Below are 23792 nucleotides of genomic sequence, written 5' to 3'. Positions count from 1 at the left end.
CCCTACTCCCCCTGTTTCATCCATTAAACAGGCGGCCCCGTTCCCCAACAAGGCCGCCCTATATCAAAGCTTACCCGGCGTCGTTGACTGCCTCGACCATCTGCTCGATCGCTTCGTCGAAAGACTTGAACTCCAGAAGCTTACCATCCACCATGAAGCTTGGCGTCGAATTGATATTGTGTTTCTTCACTGCGTCCTGCGTCATGCTCATCAGATGCTTGAGCATATCGTCATCGGACACGCAGCGATCGAATTCTGTGCGACTGATACCGGCACGCCGCGCAATTGACGCCAGTTCGTCAACCGGCGACTGGGAACGGGCCCAATCACTCTGGCGCGCGAAATATACTTTCATCAGCTTCTTCGTGGTTTCTGCATCGCCACAACGGGCGGCTGCTGATGCCACGATATCGACCCGGTTCATGATAAAGTTATGATAAACAAGCTTGGCTTTGCCCGTATCCAAAAGCTGCTCTTTCAACTGGGGGAAATAGCTTTTTGCAAAGGTGGCACAGTGTGGGCAGGTTAGCGACGCAAATTCGTGAATCTCAACCGGTGCGTTCGGGTCACCATACACGATCGGCCCCCATGTGCCCTGTGTCTTGGAAGCAACGTCCACAGCTTCAGTAGCCGGCTCAGTAGACGCCTGCTGGGCATCGTCCGCCGCAGGCTTTTCGCTGCTGTCACCACAGGCTGCAAGCAAAAGCGCTGCGCCAAAGGCAGCAGCAAATTTGAACTTAGATACGTAGTCCTTGTGCATTAAATCATCCCCACTACTAGATATTGTGTTTACATCGCATGAAACAGGCTGACGAGTCTTTTCTGCGACCCGCGTGATATTTCCTGTGGATTATTTGGCTGCTTCAACAGCTTCCTTAACGTCCTCGAATGAGTGCCCAGCAAGATGCTTCCCATTCACCATGATGTACGGAATGCCATTGATCTTGTATGTCTCGATGCCATTCTGCGTCATTTCCGCCAGATGCTTTTGCGCCTCCTGATCAGAGATACAGCGCGACATTTCGTCCTGGGCGATGCCAGATTCTGTTGCGATGGCTGCAATCACTTCATACGGATTTTGCGCCCGCATCCATTCATCCTGACGGGTAAAATAGGCATCCAGAAGCTGTTTGGTAACATTCACATCTGCCGTGCAGCGGCTGATCACGGCCACGGCCATGTCATAGCGGTCGCGCACGAAATTGCGGAATACAAAGCGGATCTTGCCAGTCTCAATCAGTTCTTTCTTTACCTGCGGGAAAGTGTCGCTGGCAAAATGCCCACAATGTGGGCAAGTCATGGAGCCATACTCAATAACTTCGACAGGCGCATCAGCCGCCCCATAGACAATATCACCCATCACAAAAGGCTGACTGGGCCCATCCTGAGCCATTACCGCCGTTGCGGTAAACACCGTCGCTACTGCCGCCATAACAGCTTCTTTGAAAGACATCACGCCCCCTACTCCCAATTATTATTTCTTGTCCGGCTTCTGGCCGGCCTCTCGCGCTTCAGAAAGCACATACTCGCCAAGGCTTTTAACCGCTTCTTGAAGTGGGCTCAACCCCCCTTCACCGACAAGTGACCGCAGTTGACTTGCTTCCTTCTCCCCAAGAGCCCGTTTTTCATAGGGCATCTTGCGCGGTTGCCGCGGCAGCGGCCCCTGCTTTACCTCAAGTTTGGCCACCGCCTGATAGCCGAAGAAGCTGTTGACCATTTCAATCACCCGCCCGGCCTTGTGGCTCAGGAGCGGCGCGAAGGCAGATTCGCAGCGGACAGTCAGTGTGGCGCCCATTCGGTCACCCCTTGGGAATCGCAGCGACACAGGCAGCGTGCTTTCCGCCAATTCCGGACCGACTATATAAGCCCAGCGAGTGACCACCTCGGCCTGCGCAAAGCCTTTGGCCCTGAGGGCCGGAGTCACAAGCGCCGAAGCAACCCTTGAAGCACGTTGGGTCGACCGCCGCCGGAACGGTTTTTTTTCGTCTGCTTTCCCTTTAGCGCTCGTTTTATCTGGCTGTTTCGCCATTTGGCTTGCTCTCTCTGCCCGTCGGGCTATGGTCCTGCATTAATGCGGCACGTCCATGGCATGCCGCCAAGGCTAACACTTTTCAAGACAATAATCAGTTTTCAAGATCAAGATGACCAAGACCGCCCGACAGTTACTTGAATGGTATGACAGAAACCGCCGGCAGTTACCCTGGCGCGCTGCCGATGGAGCAGACGCGGACCCTTATCACGTCTGGCTCTCGGAAATCATGCTGCAACAAACAACTGTCGCAACCGTGAAGGGCTATTTCGAGAAATTCCTGGCCCGTTGGCCTTCTGTGGAAGCGCTTGCCGCAGCGCCGCAGGAAGATGTGCTGCAAGAATGGGCAGGCCTTGGTTATTATGCCCGGGCCCGCAATCTCCATAAATGCGCCCAAACCGTGGTGTCTGAACATGACGGGGAATTTCCGAGTACCGAAGAAGGCCTGAAAGCACTGCCGGGCATTGGCGACTATACGGGCGCCGCAATCGCCGCCATTGCCTTTGGTGAAGCAGCCACCGTGGTGGACGGCAATGTGGAGCGGGTGGTCAGCCGCCTATTCCGTGTTACTGAGGCATTGCCTGCAGCGAAAAAGGCCATCAAGGAACACACCGCAAGCATTACCCCGTCTGAACGCCCGGGCGATTTTGCCCAGGCCATGATGGATCTGGGAGCCGGTGTCTGCACGCCCAAATCTCCCAAATGCCTGTTGTGTCCGATCCGGACCGGCTGCGCGGCCCACGAAGCGGGCGATATGGAACGCTTTCCGGTCAAGGCACCGAAGAAGACAAAACCCACCCGCAGAGCTATGTCCTTCTGGCTGGAGCATGATGGCCACGTCCTACTAGAGCGCCGCCCGCAAAAAGGCCTTCTGGGCGGCATGCCGGGCTTCTTTTCAACCCCATGGGAAGAACGCGCGACCTTCCCCACCAAGGAAGAATGGCTCGACCACAGGCCGACAGAAGATTACTGGAAGCCGCTCGAAGGCTTGGCCAAGCATACCTTCACCCATTTTCACCTGGAAACAAAGCTGCTGACTGCCAAGGCAGACGCTAAACTGAATTTTGAGAACGGATTCTGGCATCCCCTGGCCCAGTTGGAAGATGTCGGCCTGCCAACCGTTTTCAAGAAAATTGCCGCCCTGAAAACCACGCCTCAAAAATAGGGGAGGCATACAAAGTGGTGTTCACAAACGAACACCGGCCTTGGAAAAACCGTTCGAAAACGAACAGAATAGACACCATCTGAATTTGCAAAATCTTTTATTTACAATGCCTTATTAAGAAAACTCGGGTTGGCCTGCGAATTGCAACCTCGGCGAAAACCAATGTCACGACCGGGGTTCTGCTCGAAATGTTCAAAAATTACCTGACCATCGCCATTCGAAATCTGACACGCCACAAGCTCTACAGCGCCATCAACATCGGTGGCCTGAGCATTGGCCTGGCCGCTTGCATCCTGATTTTCCTGTTCGTCCAGAATGAGCTTTCCTATGACAAGTGGCTGCCTGACAGTGACCGGATCGTTCGGATGGAAGGGAAATATCGTGGCGAAGCGGGAGAGCCCGATAGCCCCACGGCTTTGTCCCCCGGTGCGCTCCGTAATCCCATGCAGGCCAAGTTCGGAAGCATGATTGAAGCCAGCGCCAGGTTGATGACGGAAAATTACCTTATCACCAAGGGAACCTTGAAAAACCTGGAGCAGGTCAGCTTGGTCGACGAAGGCTTTTTCGACGTATTTGACCTTCCCATGGTGGCAGGGGACCGCAGCCAGATGTTCAAGGACTTTAAGTCCGTGATCCTGAGCGAACGAGCGGCGCAGAAATACTTCGGTGACGCCGACCCCATCGGCCAAACCCTGGATTTCGACTTTGGCACCCTTGACGCTAAAGTCGTCGCCGTGATGAAGGACCTGCCTGAAAACACCCATCTTGCCAGCGACATTTTTTTGCAATTCGACGAAACCCGCTATGACAATATGCCTTGGATCGCCAAATTCTGGGTGTCCTCAAATGTCTATACCTATTTCAAGCTTTATGACGCGTCCCAGCGCCATGCCCTGGAAGCCGCTATCCCTGCATTTGTAAACCAGAATGCAGTGTTGCACCCGTCCTCGCCCGCCGACATCGTTCCAAGCGAGGTCTACAAGATCAGACTGATGCCGCTTGAAGATATCCACCTATATTCGACAGGCCGCTTCCAGATGAAACCGTCAGGCGACATTATGGTGGTCTATAGCTTTTCGGCCATTGCACTGCTGATCCTGGTGATTGCCGTCATCAATTTCACCAATCTCTCGACCGCGCGTGCATCCCTTCGGGCACGCGAGATTGCGCTGAGGAAAGTCGTTGGCGCGTCCCGCCGCCAGATCATTACCCAGCTTTTGGGTGAAACCCTCCTGACCACGCTAATCGCACTCTTGCTTGCCTTCACGATCGTGGAAGCCGCATTGCCATGGTTTAACGAATTCGTTGCCAAAATCCTGAGCCTGAACACCTTCAGTGACCCATTCGTGCAAGCCGGCCTCGTGGCGCTTGTTGCCGTTATTGCCATAGGCGCCGGTCTCCAACCGGCCGCGAAAATGTCAAGCTTTAGGCCCGGCCTGGTGCTGCATTCGAACAGTGCGACCAAAGCCAGCACAGCCCGCCTGCGGCAGGCACTGACCACCCTTCAGTTCACCATCTCCATCGGCCTGATGATTGCGACTGCAGTTGTATATAGCCAGATCAAATATGCTCAGAACATGACCCGCGGCCTGGATGTGGACAACAAGCTTTCCCTCGCCAACATGAATTATGGCCCCATAAAAGATCTCGCCGAAACCATTCGGCAGGAGATAGAGAGATTGCCTGGTGTAAACAGCACCGCTTTTTCCGCCCGGGACATCCCGCTGGGAGGATACTGGGACTGGCCCGTGAAGGTTGACATGGGCGGCTACACGGAAGTGAAAGACACGGAAGTCCTGCCAGCTGACCACGGTTTCCTTGAGTTTTTTGGCGCGGAACTGATTGCGGGACGTTTCTTCTCCGAAGCCCATCAGGCCGATTCCTTCCAGGAACCGCTTGAGGAAGGCGGAATGGCGCGACAGACGGCGATCATCAGTGAAAAAACCGTTTCCTACTACGGCTTTGACTCCCCGGAGGCGGCCTTGGGCCAAACCGTCTTCGTTAACAATTTTCAGGGTGTCACTGTGGCCATTCAAATCGTTGGGGTCGTCAAGAACATGAACTTGCGGTCGGCCCGTGATGTTCTGGACCCACTGATGTTCCTGGTGCAGGAGGACGATTTCTGGACCATGACCGTCAACCTGAGGGCTGACCAAATCCCGGAAACACTGCGCCAGATTGACGACACATGGAACCGCATCGTGCCGCAGTTCCCGATTGAGAAGTCATTCATGGTCGATAACCTGAACGCATTCTATCAGGCGGACGAGCAGCGCGCGGAAATGTTCGCTTATTTCTCGATCTTTGCCATTTTAGTTTCCTGCCTTGGGCTATACGGCTTGGCGTCCTTTACCGCGGAGCAACGCACCAAGGAAATCGGCATCAGAAAGGTTCTGGGCGCAAAGGTAAGGGATATTGTCACGCTGCTGACGCTGCAATTCTCAAAGCCGGTGCTCGTGGCAAACCTGATTGCCTGGCCGATTGCCTGGTATTTCTCCAACCGCTGGCTGGAGGGCTTCATCTATCGCATTGATTTGGGAATCCACTATTTCCTCGCGGCGGGGATTCTGGCTTTCGGGATCGCGGCAGCAACCGTGGCTGGACACGCTTTCCGGACAGCACGCTCCAACCCGGTCACGGCCCTTCGTCACGAATAGGTGCCCTGATAAGGCGTTAGGCAAAATCAGTTGTTGATGGTGGCAGCTTCGGTTTTATCCAAGGCAAGAAGTTCCCTTACCTTCGGCTCCAAACCGGTGAGGCCTGCTGCCTTCCCTATGGCAAGGGCGTCTTGCGCGCTCTTGCCCTGAACATGGAAGGCCCTTAAGGCCATCATGGCACCGGCACGGTTACCGCTGCCGCAGTGCAGTAGTACGGGCCCTTGCGCTGCGTTCAAAAGGTCATCAAGCGTCTTGGCATTCTCTTCGGTCAGCCCCTCGCCCGATGAAATCGGCAGATGGAAGTACTTCAGCCCAAGGGAGCTCGCGAGCGCTGCTTCGTCGAAGTTATAGTTAGCCGCGTCGGCCAGGTCGTCAGTCTTTGTCACCTCGCCTTCACGGCGCAGGTTGATCACTGTCGTAAAGCCCGCATCCTTGAGGCGCTGTAGGTCGGCTTTGCTAGGTTGCCCGCCGGTCGTCAGCACATCAGAAACCTGACGCGCATTTTTCAGTTCCAGATCAGGCTGATCGCCCGCGACAGCGGTGACGCAAAACAAAATCGTGGCAATCAACAAAGCAAGAAGGCGTGGCATACTTTACCCTTTTCAATCCCAAATAACAGCGAGGCCACCATAGGACAAATGTGACAATTTAAGAAGGCAAATGTAAAAGCAAAGGCCGCGTGATGCGGCCCTGCCTTGTTACTGCATTCAGAACAGAGTGATGCCTCTAGCCAGCGAGATAGGCAGGCACCTTTTTGGTTGCCTTGCTCATCTTCTTAGCCTTCTTGTCCAGAAGCGGCTTCTTCTTCAGTTCTTTCTTGGTGTTGCGTTCTTTGCTCATCATGGTCTCCGAACAAACGCTTTGCGCGGCACTCTGGCCGCTGTTCGCCGGGGAAAACCGCCCGGTTTTCCTGATCACCCGCGACCCCATGAATCTCGCACGTCCAAACCAAAATACAAGTGACCACAGAGCGACTTAAGAAAAGATTGTGCATCCACTCGTGGCCCTGTCGCAGCCATAAAAACAGGCGCTGCCCGGGCAGGACAGCGCCTTGGGTGGAAGCACAGACGGGCATCCATGCTTCCGGAGGTAACTTGTACCCTGACTAGTTCATTTCCGCGCGAACTTGCTGGCGGAAGAAGTCGATCGGCAGCAGTTCGCCTTTCTGCTCAACATGCCAGAAGGTCCAGCCATTACATGCAGGCGCACCCTGTACGCTGGCGCCAACCTTGTGGATCGAGCCTTTATCCATATCAGTGATCAGCGTACCGTCGGTCCGCACTCGTGCCGTGTATTTGCGCTTGCAGTCATAAAGCGTGGTACCGGGTTCGATCATGCCGCGCTCAACGATGGAGCCAAACGGCACCCGTGGTTGCGCGCGCTTGCTTTGGGTGAAACCAAGCGTTTCATCATCCAGCCGCTTAACCTTGGATATCCGGTCCATCGCAACCTTGATATAGTCGTCCTCACGCTCAATACCGATAAAGTCGCGGCCCAGCTTCTTAGCCACAGCACCCGTTGTGCCCGTGCCGAAGAATGGATCCAGGACCACGTCGCCTGGTTTGGTGGAAGACATCAGCACGCGGTAAAGCAGGGATTCCGGCTTCTGGGTTGCGTGGGCTTTCTTGTCGCCATTCTTGAGGCGTTCGCCACCTGAACAAATCGGCAGCGTCCAGTCAGACCGCATCTGCGTGTCGTCGTTCATGGCCTTCATGGCGTCATAGTTGAACGTATAGCCGCCCTTGTCCGCAGACTTGGCCGCCCAGATGAGCGTCTCATGCGCATTGGTAAAGCGCGTGCCACGGAAGTTTGGCATCGGGTTCGACTTGCGCCAGATCACATCGTTCAAAACCCAGTACTCAAGGTTCTGAAGCGCCGTGCCGACACGGAAAATATTGTGGTACGAACCGATCACCCAGATGGTGCCAGTATCCTTCAGGACACGGCGAGCGGCCTGAAGCCAGCGGTAGGTAAACTCGTCATAGGCATTGAAGCTTGAGAATTTGTCCCATGCGTCATGCACGCCATCAACCTTGCTGTTGTCAGGGCGCGAAAGCGTTTCCTTGAGTTGCATATTGTATGGTGGGTCCGCGAAGATCACATCGACCGATTTCTCGGGCAGTGAGTTCATCACATCAATACAGTCACCCTGAACAATCTTGTTCAGCGGCAACGAAAGGGTCGCAGAACCCTTGCGGGTCGCGTTCTTTGCATCAGCCATCAATTTTCTCCGTCCCGGCTTCATAGCCAACCGCTGGAAACGCCCTTTTTGGGCTTAATTTTTTGGTTTTTCTCAGCGATCTGTTGACCCGATCATGAGTCGACAGCGAATCGGTGTCAAGTGATTCTTATAGATGAATCAGTGATTTATAAGCTATTCTTCACTCAAAACTTGGCGAATCGGAGCAAATGTTCGACGGTGATGCGGAGTCGCACCCACAAGCCTTAGTGCAGCCAGATGTTTGGCAACACCATATCCTGCGTTTTGCGCCCAACCGTAGTCAGGGAACTCGGAATCGAGCTTTTTCATGAGATCATCACGAAAAACTTTTGCGATAATTGATGCCGCAGCGATGGAAAGCGACCGACCATCCCCTTTAATAAGGGTGCGTGTCGGCATATCGAGGCCCGGGTCGCGGTTGCCGTCCACCAAGGCGCCAGCGGGCCTCACTTCAAGCCCCTCGACGGCCCGGCGCATGGCCAGCATGGAAGCCTGCAGGATGTTTATTTCATCAATTTCGGCCACACTGGCCTCCGCAATGGAAACTGCGAGCGCCTTTTCCTGAATGAGACCATAGAGCATCTGGCGCTTCTTATCCGACAACTTCTTGCTGTCATTCAGGCCATCAGGGATATCGTTCGGGTCCAGAATTACCGCAGCAGCAACCACAGGGCCTGCAAGAGGCCCTCGGCCCACTTCGTCCACGCCGCACACGGGACCACCCTCAGTAGCCATCATATGCGCCTCCGCCGACCAATCCGGTTTCGGCTTCATATCCATGCCGGCGGCATCAAACAGGTCTGACATTCGGATCTCCCCTTCCGCCATCAGATTTGGCGCAACAGGGCGCGCCGGTCAAGCATGGTGCAGTAGAGAGATATTCAAATACGCCGGACCATCGCGGCCGTAGGCAGAAAAGCGGCGCCCCCAAAAAGGGAGCGCCGAAGTATTGGGTAGGTTTAGGAAAGAAACGCAGAACCCCCAAAGGGGTTCGACAACTGTGTACTCGTTACAGGGAAAGTGTGGCCGGACCAGATGGGCTCTTGGGGCTAGGGTCAGGGGTATGTCCTCACCCGGTCCGACCGGAACCTGCTATTGCTCAAACGCTAGGACGCACAGAGACTTAGAGCTGGAGTGCAATAGCCGGTTCTTGTCTTGGCCGCTTATGCTGCGAGCGGCACGCGTGCCAACCGGGCGACACGGCGCTGACGGCGCCATGATCGGCTTAGGGGTTGGCTTGTCAGGGAAACGCCGACGGTCTGGGGGACCTGGTGCCGGGCGTTGTTGAGACCTGTGGTCTCTGAAATCAGGGTCGTAAACATTTTATCCTCGCTGCTTGCGCATCTGTGCCGCTTTATCTTTTTGGGGAGGCGGCTGTTGATATCACTGTCGTTTTCTGCAGCCTTTTGTTTTTTGAGTCTTTGCTCGTGGCTACACTTTTAATGTAGGTGCGCGGGCTGAAGCGTTCAATAGCACTGGGCGCATTTATTGAACGCTTCATCGCAATTCGCGCCGCATTTGCGACACAATCCCTTTTCGGTCTTGTTAGTGAACAATCGTTCAGTGACGGAGACGGGAGAAAATCTCGTCTTTGATCCACAGCCGTTCCTTGCGCAGGTCATCTATGCAGAAGGTCAACTCGCACTCGCGCCGACGTTCTGCTTCGCAAAGGCTTTGATTGAGGGTGTTATAAGCCCGGGTGAGCTTATAGAATTGATGGTCGGAACTGATCAGGCTCCAGAATCTGTCCTCCCTGCCAGGGATTTCAGAAAGTAGATCGAACGGAATATAACGCATAACTCTTCCCCTTCGTTTAACGAGAGGGATTTTATCGCGCAGGGGGCGCGACCCATTGACAAAGATCAATCATGACAACGATTTTTCGGTGAACCGGATATATGGGAAACTCGTCTCTGAGAGCATGCAGCATGCGGCCCATATGGTGTCTGCTATTCTCTCGGCAAAAAGGCGACTGCCGACATAATGCACTTCGGCCCCGGATTGAGCCGGGGCCGGACATTAGGCTGCTATGATATCAGGCTTTCAGCATGCCGTAGATTTCGTCCTTCAGGCGCATCCGCTCTTTGCGAAGGTCTTCTTCATCAAACTGAGAGACGTGCTCTTCGTCGATTTCGATCCGGTGAATCTCACGGTTAACTTCATGGTATTTGTCGGCCAGTTTACGAAAATGCGCATCACTTTCCTTCAGCGTGTGAATACGCTCCTCATACTCCGGGAAATCTTCTCTCAACTCGTGCGGTACGTGGCTCATTTGTGTCCTCCAGTTGTCCAAACTTTACCAAGACTTAAAACAGGCCTGCTCAATGTGAATTGATTGTCGTCAAGTCACTGCATTTAATCGTCGCTGTCCCCCAGAAGGGTTTGGGCGGTAGCGTTCTCGACTTCTTCAACGCTCTTGAGTGCGCGAAGCATCACATTGCGGCGAGTGCCCAGCTTCTCAATGTGCTTCTCCATCGCCTCCACATTCTTGCCCATAGCGGTGATCTGGTCACCGTAACGCTCGAACTCATTCTTGACCGCACCCAACACTTTCCAGACCTCTTGTGCTTGCGCCTGCATGGCCATTTGCTGGAAGCCCATGCGGAAGGTGTTTAGCAACACCTGGAAGTTGGTGGGGCCGGTGACCGTGACGCTAAACTCGCGCTGTAGCCCTTCCACAAACCCGGGCATACGCAGCATTTCGGCATAAAGCCCTTCTGTTGGCAGGAACAAAATGGCGGAGGGCGTTGTGTGTGGCGGGTTGATGTATTTTGATGCGATGTCTTTGGCAAAGCCCTTCACCCGGTTCGCCAGCATCTTCTGTGACGCCAGAATGCCGTCAGTGTCGCCCGCTTCCACGGCACCCAGCAGGCGCTCATAGTCTTCTGTCGGGAATTTGGCATCAACCGGCAGATAGATTTCCGTGTCAGTACCCGGCATGCGAATGCCGAACTCCACATGCGTGCCTTTCCGTCCGCAATCATAGTTGGCAACATACTGGTTCGGTGTCAGCACGTCCTCGATCAGCAGTTCAAGCTGTACCTCGCCGAAGGTGCCGCGGGATTTCACATTCGTGAGCACGCGCTTAAGGTCACCCACGCCGGTTGCCAGCGACTGCATTTCGCCCAACCCCTTGTGCACCTGTTCCAGCCGCTCGGACACCGTCTTGAAGCTTTCACTGAGGCGCTTCTCAAGGGTGGTCTGCAGCTTTTCGTCCACCGTCTTGCGCATTTCGTCCAGCTTTTGGCTGTTCTCTGTGCGCAGCTCCTTCATTTTCTCATCCAGCTTGTCGCGAAACTGCTGCTGCTGGGTCGACTGGTCAGCCCCCAGCTTGCGCACGGTTTCGCCAAGAGCTGAAATTGCCTTCGACAGTTCTTCGCGGTTACCGCGGAATTCTTCCCGGATACCTTTTTCGCGCTCGCCCGCCTGCTCGTTCATATAACGAAGGCCGGCTTCAATCTGCATCAGCTGGTTCACTGCGTCTCCACCCTCAAGCTTGGCAGAAACAGCAGAAAGCCGCCGCCAGACCAAAAGCAGCCCAACAAAGACAAAAGCAAGAAGCGCAAGAATCACCAGACTGATTGGATCCACGATATTCCCCGATACTGAAATGCAAAAACAGGCACTTATCACCCCTATCTCACCGCCCGCCAGCGCGCAAGAACAGATGGCCCCCGCAGCCACCTTGACGCCCTTTGCGGCCTATGCTCTTTTTGGCGAAAGCTCGGTCTAAATCAACTTCCGTGGGCAGGTGCCAATCGGCGGACCAGGCTTTGATGGAGTAGGATAATGCTGCCTCGTTTTGATGCACGCAAATTTGAAACTATCACCCCGGAAATGAAAACGGCTTTTGACCGCGATGGCGTGCTGGTGCTGGACGGCCTCGTGAGCCATGAAATGTGCGACCGCTTGCGTGGCCGCATGGCCGAGATGGTCGCAGAATTTGACGTGGAAGAACACAGGAGTATTTTTTCTTCAACAAGCCAAGCTCACGATCAGGATGCCTACTTCCTGGAATCCGGACACCTGACACACTTCTTTTTCGAGGAGGAGGCCTTTGACAAGAACGGCAACCTGACTTGCGAGCTGCCGCTGGCGATCAACAAGGTTGGCCATGCCATGCATGACCTTGACCCCACCTTTGACGCTTTCGCCCGGCAGAGCGCCTTCAAGGCCATCTGTGAAGGCCTGGGGCAGCAACAGCCGCTGCCGCTGCAGTCCATGTATATTTTCAAGCAACCCCATATCGGCGGCGAGGTAGTTTGCCACCAGGACGCCACCTATTTGCGCACCACGCCGGAAACCTGCCTGGGCCTGTGGGTCGCGCTTGAGGATGCCACAGAGGAAAACGGCTGCCTTTGGGGTATCCCGGGCGGCCACGAAACAGGCGGACTGAGGTCTGCGTTCCGCCGCAAGCCAGATGGCGACGGCACCTACGTGGAAGCCCTCAATGATACGCCGTTTGAGGAAGACAAAAAAGTGGCCCTGCCCGCCCCCAAGGGCACAGTGCTGGTGTTCGGCGGCCTGTTCCCGCATATGTCATCCGCCAACCGGTCTGGCAAATCACGCCATGCCTACACGCTGCATGTTATTGACGGCACAGCCGATTATCCGGCAGATAACTGGCTCAGGCGCCCAGAAAGCCTACCGCTGAGAGGATTTACCCCATGAAACTTGTCATAATTGGTGGCGGACATGCTGCCGCCCAGGTCGCCACATCGCTGCGGCAACATAAATTCGAAGGCGAGGCCACGCTGGTCACGGACGAACCAGTGGTGCCCTACCAGCGGCCGCCGCTATCGAAAATGTATCTCTCGGGCGACATTGGGGCTGAGCGCCTGCCGATCCTGCGCGAACAGGCTTATGAGGGCGCGAACATCGCCCTGAAGCTAGGTGTCCATGCCAACAGCATTGACCGCGAGGCAAAGACCATCGCGCTTGCCGACGGGGGCACCCTTCCCTACGACAAGCTGATCCTGGCCACCGGCGGGCACGCCCGCAGGCTAACCTGCAAGGGCGCAGATCTCGCGGGCATCCACTATGTGCGCACCATGGCTGACACGGACGCCATGCGCGGTGAATTTGAAAATGCGGGGCGCATCGTGATTATCGGTGGCGGTTATATCGGGCTGGAGATCGCGGCCGTTGCACGCAAGGCCGGCAAGGCCGTGACGGTGCTTGAAGCCACAGACCGCATCCTTGGCCGCGTGGTGGCGCCTGAAGTCTCGGAATTCTACACACAGCTTCACACTGAAGAAGGTGTGGAAATTCACACTGACAAACTGGTGACCTCCATCGAGGGCACAGACCGCGCCAGCGCCGTATGCACAGCAGACGGTAGTCGGTATGAAGCTGACATGGTGGTGGTGGGCATTGGCCTTGTGCCGAACACGGACCTTGCCGAGGGGGCAGATCTTGACGTGCTGCCTCAGGGTATCCAGGTGAATACCCATTGCCAAACCAGCGACCCGGACATTTATGCCGTCGGGGACGTTACCTGGTTCAGTCACCCCTTCTATGGCCGCGAGATGCGCATTGAATCGGTTCAGAACGCTGTCGACCAGGCCAAGGTGGCTGTGGACCATATGCTTGGGAATGATGTGACTTATGATGCGCTGCCCTGGTTCTGGTCAGACCAGTATGGCCTCAAGCTACAGATCGCAGGCCTGAGCCAAGGCTATGACACGCTGGTGACGCGCGGCAATCCGGCAGAGCGTTCTGTCGCCTTCTTTTACCTGAAGGACGGCAAAATAATTGCCGCAGACTGCGTGGGCCGCATCGCGGAATTCATGAATGCCAAGAAGCTGATTGCCGCGAAAACGCCCGTCACCGAAAGTCAGCTTGTGGACGAGCGGCCTTTCAAGGAAGTGGCCGCAGATTTGTTGCGATAGAAAGAAGGGGCCATACGGCCCCTTTTTTAATTACTGCAGCACCTTATCAATCGCTGCACGCAGCTCAGACGACTGTGGCGTCACCTTGCTGCGGAAATAGGCCACCGGATGCCCTTCGGGGTCGATCAGATACTTGTGGAAGTTCCACTGTGGGCGGCTGTCTTCACCAAGCACACCGGCAAGCCAGTTGTAAATCTCAGCCGTGCCTTCCTTGCCGTCCACGACCATCTTTTTGGTCATGGGGAAATCCACCTGGAAATTCACCTTGCAGAAATTCTTGATATTCTTTTCTGAACCAGGCTCCTGATCCCCGAAGTCATTTGCTGGCACGCCAACCACAACAAGCCCCTTGTCGCGGTAGTCATTCCACAAGGCCTGCAGCCCTTCATATTGCGGCGTATAGCCACAGTAAGACGCAGTGTTCACCAGAAGAACTGCCTTTCCCTTATACTGGTCAAGAGGCATCTCAGTGTAGTCGATAGACGTTACAGTAAAGTCGTAAAGGCTTTTCTCGCCGTCGGCGGTGGCCGGTAAAGCACCCAAAACGACAGCAGCACAAGCGACAATGATAGACTTCAGTTTCATAAAAAGTTCCCCGGTTTTTCTTCACCCCTGTCTATACTCCAGCCCCGCCCTTTGCGGAAGCAGCTTAACAGAAGTGTGATGGCACAGATGACCCAACATTCTTGAAATAGCAATAAGTGACGCTACCTCAGTTCAGAACCTGTTACGGGGCTGGCATCTCACTAGATCAGCCCGACTATGCGAAGGACAAAGTATGAGTGAGACTGCTGGGGCGCTTTTCAAGCCGTTCAAATCCAGGAACCTAAGCCTCGACAACCGTATTGTCATGGCGCCAATGACCCGGGGGTTTTCGCCTGGAAATGTGCCAAACGACCTGAATGTGGAATACTACCGGAAGAGGGCCGCAGGCGGCGTTGGGCTGATCATCACAGAAGGTACCTGCGTGGGCCATAAGGCTGCGAACGGTTACCCTAACATTCCTTTTATTTATGGCGATGACGCGCTTGCGGGATGGAAGAAGGTCGTGGATGCCGTCCATGCAGAAGGCGGCAAGATCATGCCGCAGCTGTGGCATGTGGGCTCTATCCGCCGCCCCGGTGTTGAGCCAGACCCGGAAGTCCCAGGCCACGGCCCATCAGGCCTTGTGATGCCAGGCAAGAAACGCTGCCATGAGATGACGGAAAATGACATCGAGGATGTGATCGCGGCTTTTGCCAAAGCAGCCGCGGACTCCAAAGCCATTGGGTTCGACGGCGTTGAGGTCCATGGTGCTCACGGCTATCTGGTGGACCAGTTCTTTTGGGGCGGCCTCAATGAACGGACGGACAAATGGGGCGGCGACTATGTCGGCCGCACCCGCTTCGCTGCTGAGATCATCAAGGCAATCCGCAAGGAGGTTGGCCCAGATTTTCCTGTGATCCTCAGGTGGTCCCAATGGAAACAGCAGGACTATTCAGTGAAGCTGGCCGGGAACCCGCTGGAGCTTCAGCAGTTCCTTGAGCCTCTGACAGACGCAGGCGTGGATATCTTCCACTGCTCTACCCGCCGCTTCTGGGAGCCGGAATTTGAAGGCAGCGACCTGAACCTCGCGGGCTGGACCAAGAAGCTGACAGGCAAACCCACCATCACAGTGGGTAGCGTGGGCCTGGACACCGCCTTCACCGAAGAAGGACAGAAAGACTTTATGGACGCAAAGCCCGCCAGCCTCAGGAACCTGCTCGACCGGCTTGAACGCGGTGAGTTTGACCTGGTCGCTGTTGGCCGGGCGTTGATTGCAAACCCTGACTGGGCGAACAGGATCAAGGCGGCTGATGATGCGGACCTAGCACCCTACAGCAAGGAAATGCTCAAAGAACTGGCGTAACCTTTGGCCTGCAGGCACACACGCGAAAGGGCGCCATGCGGGCGCCCTTTTTTCCTGCCATACTCTTGCCCGCCTTCAAGTCATCAGCTGTCAGCAGGTTCGTCCTCTTCGGGTTCCTGATCATATTCCTCGATCCCAACAGTTCCTTCCCGCAGTTCCTTGATACGCCGCATCTGTATTTTCCGAAGGTATTCGGTCATGTGGGACGGAAACCGCACACTGATCATTTGCTGTTCAATGTTGCTCGACCACGCGGTCTGCACTGAACCACCAGCGGCACCACCTGCCCCACCATCCATAGGCTGGGCATTGCCATCAAAACCTGTCGCAGGGGTCACCCCACTTTCGCCATCAGAAATACCGTTGCCAGTGCGGAACGCAAGCAACAAGGCGCCCGCGTTGGTGTTCGCCGATCCTTTGGCCCTGTTCCCGCCAAAAAGGTCCGCGATGTACCAGTTACTCTGACCGGTCCCCACTACCGTGGAACCATCCTGGATTTTGTCTGCAAAGCTGGGGCGCGCATATTTTAAAATATGGCGGCGCAGGTCACGATCAAAATCAGGAAACAGGGCTGCATTCACTTCGTAAAAATAAGAGGTCCTGAGAATACGCTCGCGCACGAACGCCCCGCGATTTGAATTGACGAATTCGTTTGCGTTAGCCTCAAGCTGCTGCCAAACGCGGTAGCCCTCATACGCCTCATCCCTTAGGTTCGGCCCACCAATCACACCCTGGAACAGACCATAAAGAATGCGAGGGTCACGGTATTTCGGAATCAGGATTTTGTGATGAATATCATTCAGCGAGAGGGGCACACCGGAAACATTGAGAACCTTGGCATCCCAGATTTCAGGATAGAACTTCTTCAGGTTGGTTTCGGGGAATATTTCAGCAACCTGTGTCACCAGCGTGACATTATAAAGATTGAGCCAGTAAGCCAGCTGTTCATTACGATTGAACAGGTTCAAGGGGGCCAGATCAGGCACCTTGGCCAAATCATCTCGAAGCTTTCGAAGAACCTCCAGGTTGGCGCCAAGAAAGGCGTGAAAATCCACCCGGTTGCCTTCGAGGCGGGTAGTACCGCCACCGCCACGCACGATGCGGGAGCCTGCGCGGGGGCGCATTTTGGATGCTTCAACACGGTCAGACATGCCTGTATCCAGAACCGTTTGCGACAGCATCGCATCCCAGTCATCATATTTGATCGAAAAATCTGGGGCCGGGCTGTCACCGCGGAATTGTGCTGGCACGGTCGCTTCCCCAGCCAGGGATGGCGGGGCCATGATCGCAGCAAAAAGGGCGAATGTACCAACCCTTATTGCCTGTGGAAGTCGCTTAAGTTTCATGGTCATGCTCCTCCTATTGACTGCCCGGAATAGCGCTTGCGCGCCATGCCTCTGGGCAGGCTTCAACTGGTCGTGATCGCTCTCATGTTTGTTTTTGTGTAATCAAACTGGCGGGTTTTTCCCGCGCCCATCACTATATCCGACGGTTTGCTGGCAGGTCGGCGTGCGGGCTTTTTGGCGAGATACCCGGGCAACCGACTGCCCGGGCTAGTGTTTTCATGACAGCTTATCTGCCGTCAGAGTCAGTTTCCTTGTCACGCCCCTGAATACGCTGGTCGTCTTCATATTCTTCAATCGTGACATCGCCCGTGCGAGACTTCTTGTTTCGGACTTCCTGTTTATTCAGGTATTCGATCACGTGGATCGGGAAACGCCCCTGATACATGTTCTTGCTGGTGAGGCTGCCAATCCAGGCGGACTCGATTGCGCCACCGGCACCACCGCCAGCATCACCTGCCGCCCCGGCACCGCTACCAGTGCGAAATGCCAAGAGAAGTGCACCTCCATTCGTGTTGGCGCTGCCCTTGGACCGATTGCCCCCATAAAGGTCGGCGATATACCAGTTGCTCTGGCCGGTCCCGACAACGCTTGAACCGTTGGTGATCTTGTCAGCGAAATGCCCTTTCGCATGCTGAAGAATATGACGTCGCACGTCCCGGTCGAAGTTGGGGAAAAGGGCCTCATTGATTTCATAGAAATAAGAGGTCCGCAGGATACGCTCTCGAACGAATGCGCCCCTGTTTGAGTTGATAAATTCGAACGCATTGTCCTTCAACTGATCCCAAACCTCACGGCCAGTATAGGCTTCGGGCCGAATATTAGGGCCACCGATAACACCCTGGAAAAGGCCATACATGATCAGCGGGTTCTTATACTTCGGGATCAGGATTTTATGGTGAATGTCATTCAGCGAAAGCGGTACGCCGGCAACCGTCAAAACCTTTTTATCCCAAAGACTTGGGTAAAATTTCTTCAGATTGGTCTCTGGAAAGATTTCTGCAATCTGGGCAATCAGGGTGATGTTGTAAAGGTTCAGCCAATAGGCCAGCTGCTCTTTGCGTGTAAGCTGGTTTAGCGGCAATACACTGGGCACTTTCGCCAAATCATCCCGCAATCCTTTCACAACTTCAAGGTTATCACCCAAGAAGGAATGGAAATCGATACGGTTACCTTCTAGCCTTGTTGTGTTGGTACTACCCCGGATGATCCGTGACCCCGCGGTGGGGCGGGCCTTTCCCGCCTCTTTTCTGTCGGACATGCCAGTGTCGAGCACCGTTTGCTCCAGAAGGGCAGACAGGTCATCATAATTGATCGACAGTTCGGAGTTTGGATCATCGCCCTTGAAAGGGCTCATTACACCGCGTTCGTCAGCCGCGAAACTTTTTGAGCCCCCTACAGCCATTGCCAACAAGGCAACCAATCCGGCCGTTTTGGCAAATGTCATGAAACGCATATTTGTTCCCCATGTCTTTAGTATTCATACGGCAGGAAACAGCTTGCAGCTTCTTTGCTGGACAGGTTCCCCGCTGTTCGCTTCTCGCGCCCCTCGTGCCGTGCGGCAATAAGGACCTTAGAGGAGATGTTGGTGACGCGCCCTATGCCTGATGATAGCAAAAGTCGGCGTCCAGAAAAACAGACAGCGCACGCACTCCCCCCTCGGCGGCGCAGCCATACTCAGAACAATCCATGCCCCGCATAAAAACAAGTCGGGCAGTATAATGGACCAAGCAACCGCAACCAGCCCATGAACCCAAGACATAGGCACAAAGGGTCAACCTCATAATCTTTTTAAGTATTTTTGATGCGATAGCGACACACTAAGGAAAACCAAGGTTTGCGCATCCTAAACCAATGACGCCCGCCGCAGGGATGATCCAGATTGGACCAACCGCGCAGCAGGCGCCGTGCTTGGGTTTTTTATCAGACCTTGACAGGGTCAGTTGTCCTGGGTGCCACTTTCGTCTGCCGGAGTTTCATATTCTTCAACCTCCACATTGCCCACCCGCGTTTTCCGGTCGCGCTTTTCCTTTTTGTGAAGATACTCCACCACATGAATTGGGAAGCGTGTACGGTTCATGTTCAGGGTGTCCATTTTCATGAACCAGGCAGATTCGATGGCGCCGCCGTCAGCACCGCCAGACCCGCCAGCCCCGCTAGCGCCTGACTTGATCGACATGAGCATGGCCGCACCATTGGTGTTGGCGCTGGAAATGGCCCGGTTCCCACCATAAAGGTCAGCCACATACCAATCATCGATATCCGCCCGCAGACTTTTCGCCTCCCGCACTTTATCGCGGAAACTTGCGTATGCGTACTTGTACAAGTGGCGCTTCAAGTCCTGCTCAAAATTGGGGAACAAAGCGGCATTGATCTCATAAAATTCCGACACGCGCAGTTTTCCCCACTTGTAGCGGGCGCCTCGGTTGGAATTGACAAATTCTCGCGCATTGCGCTCCAGCATTTCCCAGACATTGCGTCCTTCGAAGGCCCGGCGGCGGATATTCGGGCTGCCAACAACGCCTTGGAACATGCCGTACATAACAAGAGGGTTCTTGAACTTTGGAATAATGACTTTGTGCTGCATGTCATTCAGAGACATCGGGATGCCCGAAACGGTGATCACCTTTTCATCCCATAGCGTGGGATAAAACTTCCGCAAATTTGTTTCCGGAAAGATCTTTCCGATCTGCGTAATCAACGTGACATTATAAAGGTTCAGCCAATAAGCCAGTTGCTCATCCTTGTTCAAATCACCAAGCGGTAACACAGATGGCACCGCAGCTATATCGTCTCTCAGACGCTGCATCATCTTGAGATTGCCACCAAGGAATACGTGAAAGTCGACACGGTTGCCCTCAAGCCGCGTAGGCTTTGAGTTACCACGCTTGATGCGACTACCTGCCGCCGGTCGCGCAGTCGGCGCCTCACGCCGGTCTGACTGCCCCGCCCTCATAACCGTGGTTTCAAGAACAGTGGTCAAGTCATCATAGTTGATGGTCAACTTGGAACCGGGTGTGTGTCCTTGGAACTGCGTCGGCACACCGCTTTCATCAGATGCCCGAAGTGGCGGCTCCACGACGACCAAAATGACAATCAGCAACGAGACCAATCTTAAAATCATTCCTACCCCCTAAATTTACGAGTCTCATGTTCTTATTCAATTATGATATAGTATTACATATCATTTATAATCGTCAATATCCCGTTTTAAGGATATTTGTCCACCATTAGATGCAAATAAGATCAGGGAAGCGTGAAAATCCCGCTGAATCCTACTTTTCTTGAAGCAATCGGGCGCGGGATTACGAATCTACTTCCCAGCGCGTTTTTTTGGCGTTATGGGGGAGTCAAATCCAACAATCAAAATTGGATACAAAATATTATATGTAACGAAGTGTGGTAGAGGGAAACAGTTATGGCCAAGCTTCGAATTTCGCCCCCACCGGCACAAGACCGGCCAAGCGCAATGCAGTCCTTGCGCGCAGCATACCTGCGTGACGAGACAGAGGCCGTGCGCGACCTCATTGAGAACTTCCCGCTGGACGACCGAACCCGCCGCGACGCCACGGCTACGGCTGCAGCTATCGTTGCCCAGTCGCGCGCCATGAAGGAAGAACAAGGCAGCCTGGACGCTTTCCTGGCTGAGTTTGGCTTGTCCAACCAAGAGGGCGTGGCCCTGATGTGCATGGCCGAAGCCCTACTGCGCGTGCCCGATGTGGAAACGCAGGACAAACTGATCGCCGAAAAGATCATGTCGGGGGACTGGGCGTCGCACAAGGGCCGGTCTGATAGCCTGTTCGTCAATGCCTCTACCTGGGCGCTGATGCTGACAGGCGGTGTGATTAAGTTAGACAAGACCATCACCAAAAACCCAGGAAAATGGGTTCGAGGCCTTGTATCCCGCACTGGCGAACCGGTAATCCGTACAGCTGTTAACCAGGCCATGAAAATCATGGGCCGCCAGTTTGTCTTTGGCAGAAATATCAAGGAAGGCCTGTCGCGCCAGTCCAAGCAACCGCCTGAACACAAGATGATGAGCTTCGACATGCTTGGCGAAGGCGCACGCACCATGGCTGCTGCGGACCGCTACTTTAAGCTCTATATGGATTCGATCGATGCCGTGGGTACTGCGACGAAAGCAGATGGCGCCGACCCGCACGACCGCTCCAGCGTATCGATCAAGCTTTCCGCGCTTCACCCACGCTATGAGGAAACAAGCGATAGCCGGGTTATGGCCGAGATGGTCCCCCGCGTGAAGGAACTGGCACTGCGTGCGAAATCATATGATATCCAGATGACCATCGATGCCGAGGAAGCTGATCGGCTGGATATCAGCCTGCGAATTCTTGAAAAGCTGGCGTCAGACCCGGACCTCGCAGGCTGGGAAGGCCTTGGCCTTGCCGTCCAGGCATACCAGAAACGAGCACCTTATGTGATCGACTGGCTGATTCTTCTGGCACGCGAAAACAAACGAAAGTTTGCGGTTCGGCTGGTAAAAGGCGCTTACTGGGACACGGAAATCAAGCATGCTCAGGAACTTGGGCTCGACGATTACCCCGTCTTTACCCGGAAGCCGTCCACCGACATCTGCTATGTCTATACAGCTGCCCGCATGCTTGAAGCGCAGGACGCTATTTACCCGCAATTTGCCACCCACAACGCGCACACCATTGCCTGCATCGCCAAGATGGCGGAAGGCAAGCGCTATGAGTTCCAGAAGCTGCACGGCATGGGCGCGCTTCTCTATAAGGCTGCCAGCAAGGTTGTGGGGAACACCATCCGCACGCGCACCTATGCGCCCGTAGGCCTGCACGAAGACCTGCTGCCTTACCTTGTACGCCGCCTGCTTGAAAACGGCGCCAACTCAAGCTTCGTAAACCGTTTCATGGACGCGAAAGTCCCGGTCGAGGAAGTCGCCGGCGATCCGATTGAGGCAATTGCAGACGCCCCGGCGCTGCGCCACACGCTGATCCCGACGCCTGATGACATCTATGGCGATGAACGCAAAAATTCCAAAGGATGCAATCTTATGGACCGCACCCAGTATGAGCCGCTGATGGCTGCCCTTGAAGAACGCAAATCTCACAAATATGAGGCCGCGAGCATCGTTGCTGGCATGGACGTGGGCGGTGAACCGACTGATGTGATCAACCCTGCCAATACGGCACAAGTGGTCGGCACGGCCCGTGAAGCCCGCCCGGAAGACCTTGAAACCGCAGCAGTGCGCGCACAAGCTGCGCAGAAAGACTGGGATCGCCTGGGCGGTAAAGAACGCGCGAAAATTTTGCGCGCCATGGGTGACGCGATTGAGGCTGAGCGTGACACCTTCGCCGACCTGCTGGTACGCGAAGCAGGCAAAACCCTGTCTGATGTAATCGCCGAGGTTCGCGAAGCCGTTGATTTCTGTCGCTACTATGCCGCCCGCGCGGAAGAGCAGTTCGGTGAGCCAATCAACCTGCCCGGCCCAACCGGCGAGAAGAACCAGCTGCACCTTTCGGGCCGTGGTACCTTCCTGTGTATTGCGCCCTGGAACTTCCCGCTGGCCATTTTCACGGGCCAGGTTGCGGCTGCGCTCGCTGCCGGCAACGCCGTGATCGCAAAACCGGCAGAGCAAACCCCGCTCGTAGCCTGGTACGCTGTAAAACTGTTTCTTAAGGCTGGTGTTCCGGCCGATGTGCTGCATCTGGTTCTGGGTGACGGCGTCCGTGTGGGCGCGCCACTGGTAGCCGACGAGCGCATCGCAGGCGTAGCCTTCACAGGCTCCACTGAGACCGCCAAGATCATCAACCGCACGCTCGCAGACCGGGACGGCGCCATCGCACCGCTGATCGCTGAAACAGGCGGCCAGAATGCCATGATCGTGGACAGCACGGCCCTGCCAGAGCAGGTCAGCGACGATGTCATCCAATCCGCTTTCGGTTCTGCAGGTCAGCGCTGTTCGGCCCTTCGCGTTTTGTTTGTGCAGGACAGTGTCGCCGATAAGGTGATAAATATGCTCAAAGGGGCGCTGAAGGAGCGCGTGATCGGTGATCCAGCCAAACTGACAACAGACATTGGCCCAATCATCGACAAGGAAGCGCTTAAGGGGTTGCAAGACCACTGCGCCCGCATGGAAAAAGAAGCCAAACTGGTCGCCAAAGCAGAGATGGAACCGGAAGCCGAGGCGGGCACGTTCCTCGCGCCACATATTTTCGAGCTCGAAGGTCTGCACCAACTTGAACGCGAGAACTTTGGCCCGATCCTGCACGTCATCCGCTTCAAGGCGGCTGAGATGGACGATGTCCTGAAGCAGATCGGCGACACTGGCTATGGCCTGACGTTCGGTGTGCATTCGCGCCTGGAAGGCCGCTGGAAAGAACTGTTCGAGAAAACCAACATCGGCAACACCTATATCAACCGCAATATGGTTGGCGCGGTCGTAGGTGTGCAGCCGTTCGGTGGCGAAGGCCTGTCGGGTACCGGCCCCAAGGCGGGTGGCCCACATTATTTGCTTCGTTTCGCAGCAGAACACACGCTGACGATCAACACAGCTGCCGTTGGCGGCAACGCCGAACTGTTCTCGCTGAACGAGGAATAGAGGCCTGGACCTTATTCG

Annotated in this window: 19 protein-coding genes; 6 read left to right on the top strand and 13 right to left on the bottom strand. The window is 55.0% G+C overall.

Features of this window, described 5'->3' with window-relative positions:
* Window positions 1–70: 70 nt before the first annotated feature.
* From ACFO5Q_RS06495 to ACFO5Q_RS06485, 3 genes are all read right to left on the bottom strand, one after another.
* A complete protein-coding gene (locus ACFO5Q_RS06495; RefSeq protein ID WP_068153174.1) occupies window positions 71–760 on the bottom strand; it encodes a thioredoxin domain-containing protein in 690 nt (229 codons plus the stop codon).
* 90 nt (window positions 761–850) lie between these two features.
* Window positions 851–1453, bottom strand: a complete 603-nt coding sequence (locus tag ACFO5Q_RS06490; RefSeq protein WP_068153171.1) for a DsbA family protein — start codon at window positions 1451–1453, stop codon at window positions 851–853.
* A gap of 21 nt (window positions 1454–1474) precedes the next feature.
* Window positions 1475–2029 (bottom strand): DUF721 domain-containing protein, encoded by a 555-nt coding sequence (locus ACFO5Q_RS06485; RefSeq protein WP_068153169.1) that lies wholly within the window; start codon window positions 2027–2029, stop codon window positions 1475–1477.
* Window positions 2030–2141: 112 nt separating this feature from the next.
* Between ACFO5Q_RS06485 and mutY the strand changes: the two genes are divergently transcribed.
* The gene (gene mutY, locus ACFO5Q_RS06480) at window positions 2142–3194 is read left to right on the top strand and encodes an A/G-specific adenine glycosylase (RefSeq protein ID WP_068153167.1); all 1053 of its coding nucleotides are present in this window, start codon (window positions 2142–2144) and stop codon (window positions 3192–3194) included.
* A gap of 188 nt (window positions 3195–3382) precedes the next feature.
* Window positions 3383–5851: an ABC transporter permease gene (locus tag ACFO5Q_RS06475; protein ID WP_068153164.1), complete on the top strand. Its 2469-nt coding sequence runs from the start codon at window positions 3383–3385 to the stop codon at window positions 5849–5851.
* Between the two features lie 26 nt (window positions 5852–5877).
* Here ACFO5Q_RS06475 and ACFO5Q_RS06470 read toward each other — a convergent pair whose 3' ends face one another.
* From ACFO5Q_RS06470 to rmuC, 6 genes are all read right to left on the bottom strand, one after another.
* A complete protein-coding gene (locus ACFO5Q_RS06470; RefSeq protein WP_068153160.1) occupies window positions 5878–6441 on the bottom strand; it encodes a beta-lactamase hydrolase domain-containing protein in 564 nt (187 codons plus the stop codon).
* Window positions 6442–6956: 515 nt separating this feature from the next.
* Window positions 6957–8072, bottom strand: a complete 1116-nt coding sequence (locus tag ACFO5Q_RS06465) for a site-specific DNA-methyltransferase (RefSeq protein ID WP_068153154.1) — start codon at window positions 8070–8072, stop codon at window positions 6957–6959.
* Between the two features lie 153 nt (window positions 8073–8225).
* A complete protein-coding gene (gene rnhB, locus ACFO5Q_RS06460) occupies window positions 8226–8879 on the bottom strand; it encodes a ribonuclease HII (protein WP_156432084.1) in 654 nt (217 codons plus the stop codon).
* Between the two features lie 753 nt (window positions 8880–9632).
* Window positions 9633–9869: a YdcH family protein gene (locus tag ACFO5Q_RS06455; protein WP_068153152.1), complete on the bottom strand. Its 237-nt coding sequence runs from the start codon at window positions 9867–9869 to the stop codon at window positions 9633–9635.
* A gap of 238 nt (window positions 9870–10107) precedes the next feature.
* Window positions 10108–10344 (bottom strand): YdcH family protein, encoded by a 237-nt coding sequence (locus ACFO5Q_RS06450; protein WP_068153149.1) that lies wholly within the window; start codon window positions 10342–10344, stop codon window positions 10108–10110.
* 83 nt (window positions 10345–10427) lie between these two features.
* Entirely contained in the window at window positions 10428–11663 is a 1236-nt protein-coding gene (gene rmuC, locus ACFO5Q_RS06445) for a DNA recombination protein RmuC (protein ID WP_068153146.1), read from the bottom strand.
* A 198-nt stretch (window positions 11664–11861) separates the two neighbouring features.
* On the opposite strand from rmuC, the gene ACFO5Q_RS06440 reads away from it, so the two are divergent.
* The gene (locus tag ACFO5Q_RS06440) at window positions 11862–12743 is read left to right on the top strand and encodes a phytanoyl-CoA dioxygenase family protein (RefSeq protein ID WP_197421353.1); all 882 of its coding nucleotides are present in this window, start codon (window positions 11862–11864) and stop codon (window positions 12741–12743) included.
* On the top strand, window positions 12740–13963 hold the full coding sequence (locus tag ACFO5Q_RS06435; protein ID WP_068153144.1) for an NAD(P)/FAD-dependent oxidoreductase: 1224 nt from the start codon (window positions 12740–12742) through the stop codon (window positions 13961–13963). The genes ACFO5Q_RS06440 and ACFO5Q_RS06435 overlap by 4 nt, the downstream gene beginning before the upstream one ends.
* Window positions 13964–13993: 30 nt before the next feature.
* On the opposite strand, the gene ACFO5Q_RS06430 is transcribed toward ACFO5Q_RS06435, so the two are convergent.
* Window positions 13994–14548: a glutathione peroxidase gene (locus ACFO5Q_RS06430; protein WP_068153142.1), complete on the bottom strand. Its 555-nt coding sequence runs from the start codon at window positions 14546–14548 to the stop codon at window positions 13994–13996.
* Window positions 14549–14741: 193 nt separating this feature from the next.
* On the opposite strand from ACFO5Q_RS06430, the gene ACFO5Q_RS06425 reads away from it, so the two are divergent.
* Window positions 14742–15851 (top strand): NADH:flavin oxidoreductase, encoded by a 1110-nt coding sequence (locus ACFO5Q_RS06425; RefSeq protein ID WP_068153139.1) that lies wholly within the window; start codon window positions 14742–14744, stop codon window positions 15849–15851.
* Window positions 15852–15934: 83 nt separating this feature from the next.
* On the opposite strand, the gene ACFO5Q_RS06420 is transcribed toward ACFO5Q_RS06425, so the two are convergent.
* From ACFO5Q_RS06420 to ACFO5Q_RS06410, 3 genes are all read right to left on the bottom strand, one after another.
* Entirely contained in the window at window positions 15935–17197 is a 1263-nt protein-coding gene (locus tag ACFO5Q_RS06420) for a DUF547 domain-containing protein (protein ID WP_197421352.1), read from the bottom strand.
* A 226-nt stretch (window positions 17198–17423) separates the two neighbouring features.
* Complete coding sequence (locus ACFO5Q_RS06415; protein ID WP_068153134.1) at window positions 17424–18650, bottom strand: DUF547 domain-containing protein; 1227 nt, start codon at window positions 18648–18650, stop codon at window positions 17424–17426.
* 483 nt (window positions 18651–19133) lie between these two features.
* Window positions 19134–20318 carry a DUF547 domain-containing protein gene (locus tag ACFO5Q_RS06410; protein ID WP_082720117.1) on the bottom strand — a complete coding sequence of 395 codons (1185 nt, stop codon included), beginning with the start codon at window positions 20316–20318 and terminating at the stop codon, window positions 19134–19136.
* Window positions 20319–20612: 294 nt separating this feature from the next.
* Between ACFO5Q_RS06410 and putA the strand changes: the two genes are divergently transcribed.
* On the top strand, window positions 20613–23774 hold the full coding sequence (gene putA, locus ACFO5Q_RS06405) for a bifunctional proline dehydrogenase/L-glutamate gamma-semialdehyde dehydrogenase PutA (protein ID WP_068153129.1): 3162 nt from the start codon (window positions 20613–20615) through the stop codon (window positions 23772–23774).
* The last annotated feature ends 18 nt before the right edge of the window (window positions 23775–23792 follow it).

It is taken from the genome of Kordiimonas lipolytica (genome assembly GCF_042651265.1).
GTDB lineage: Bacteria > Pseudomonadota > Alphaproteobacteria > Sphingomonadales > Kordiimonadaceae > Kordiimonas > Kordiimonas lipolytica.
This window is presented reverse-complemented; position numbering and strand designations above follow the sequence as displayed.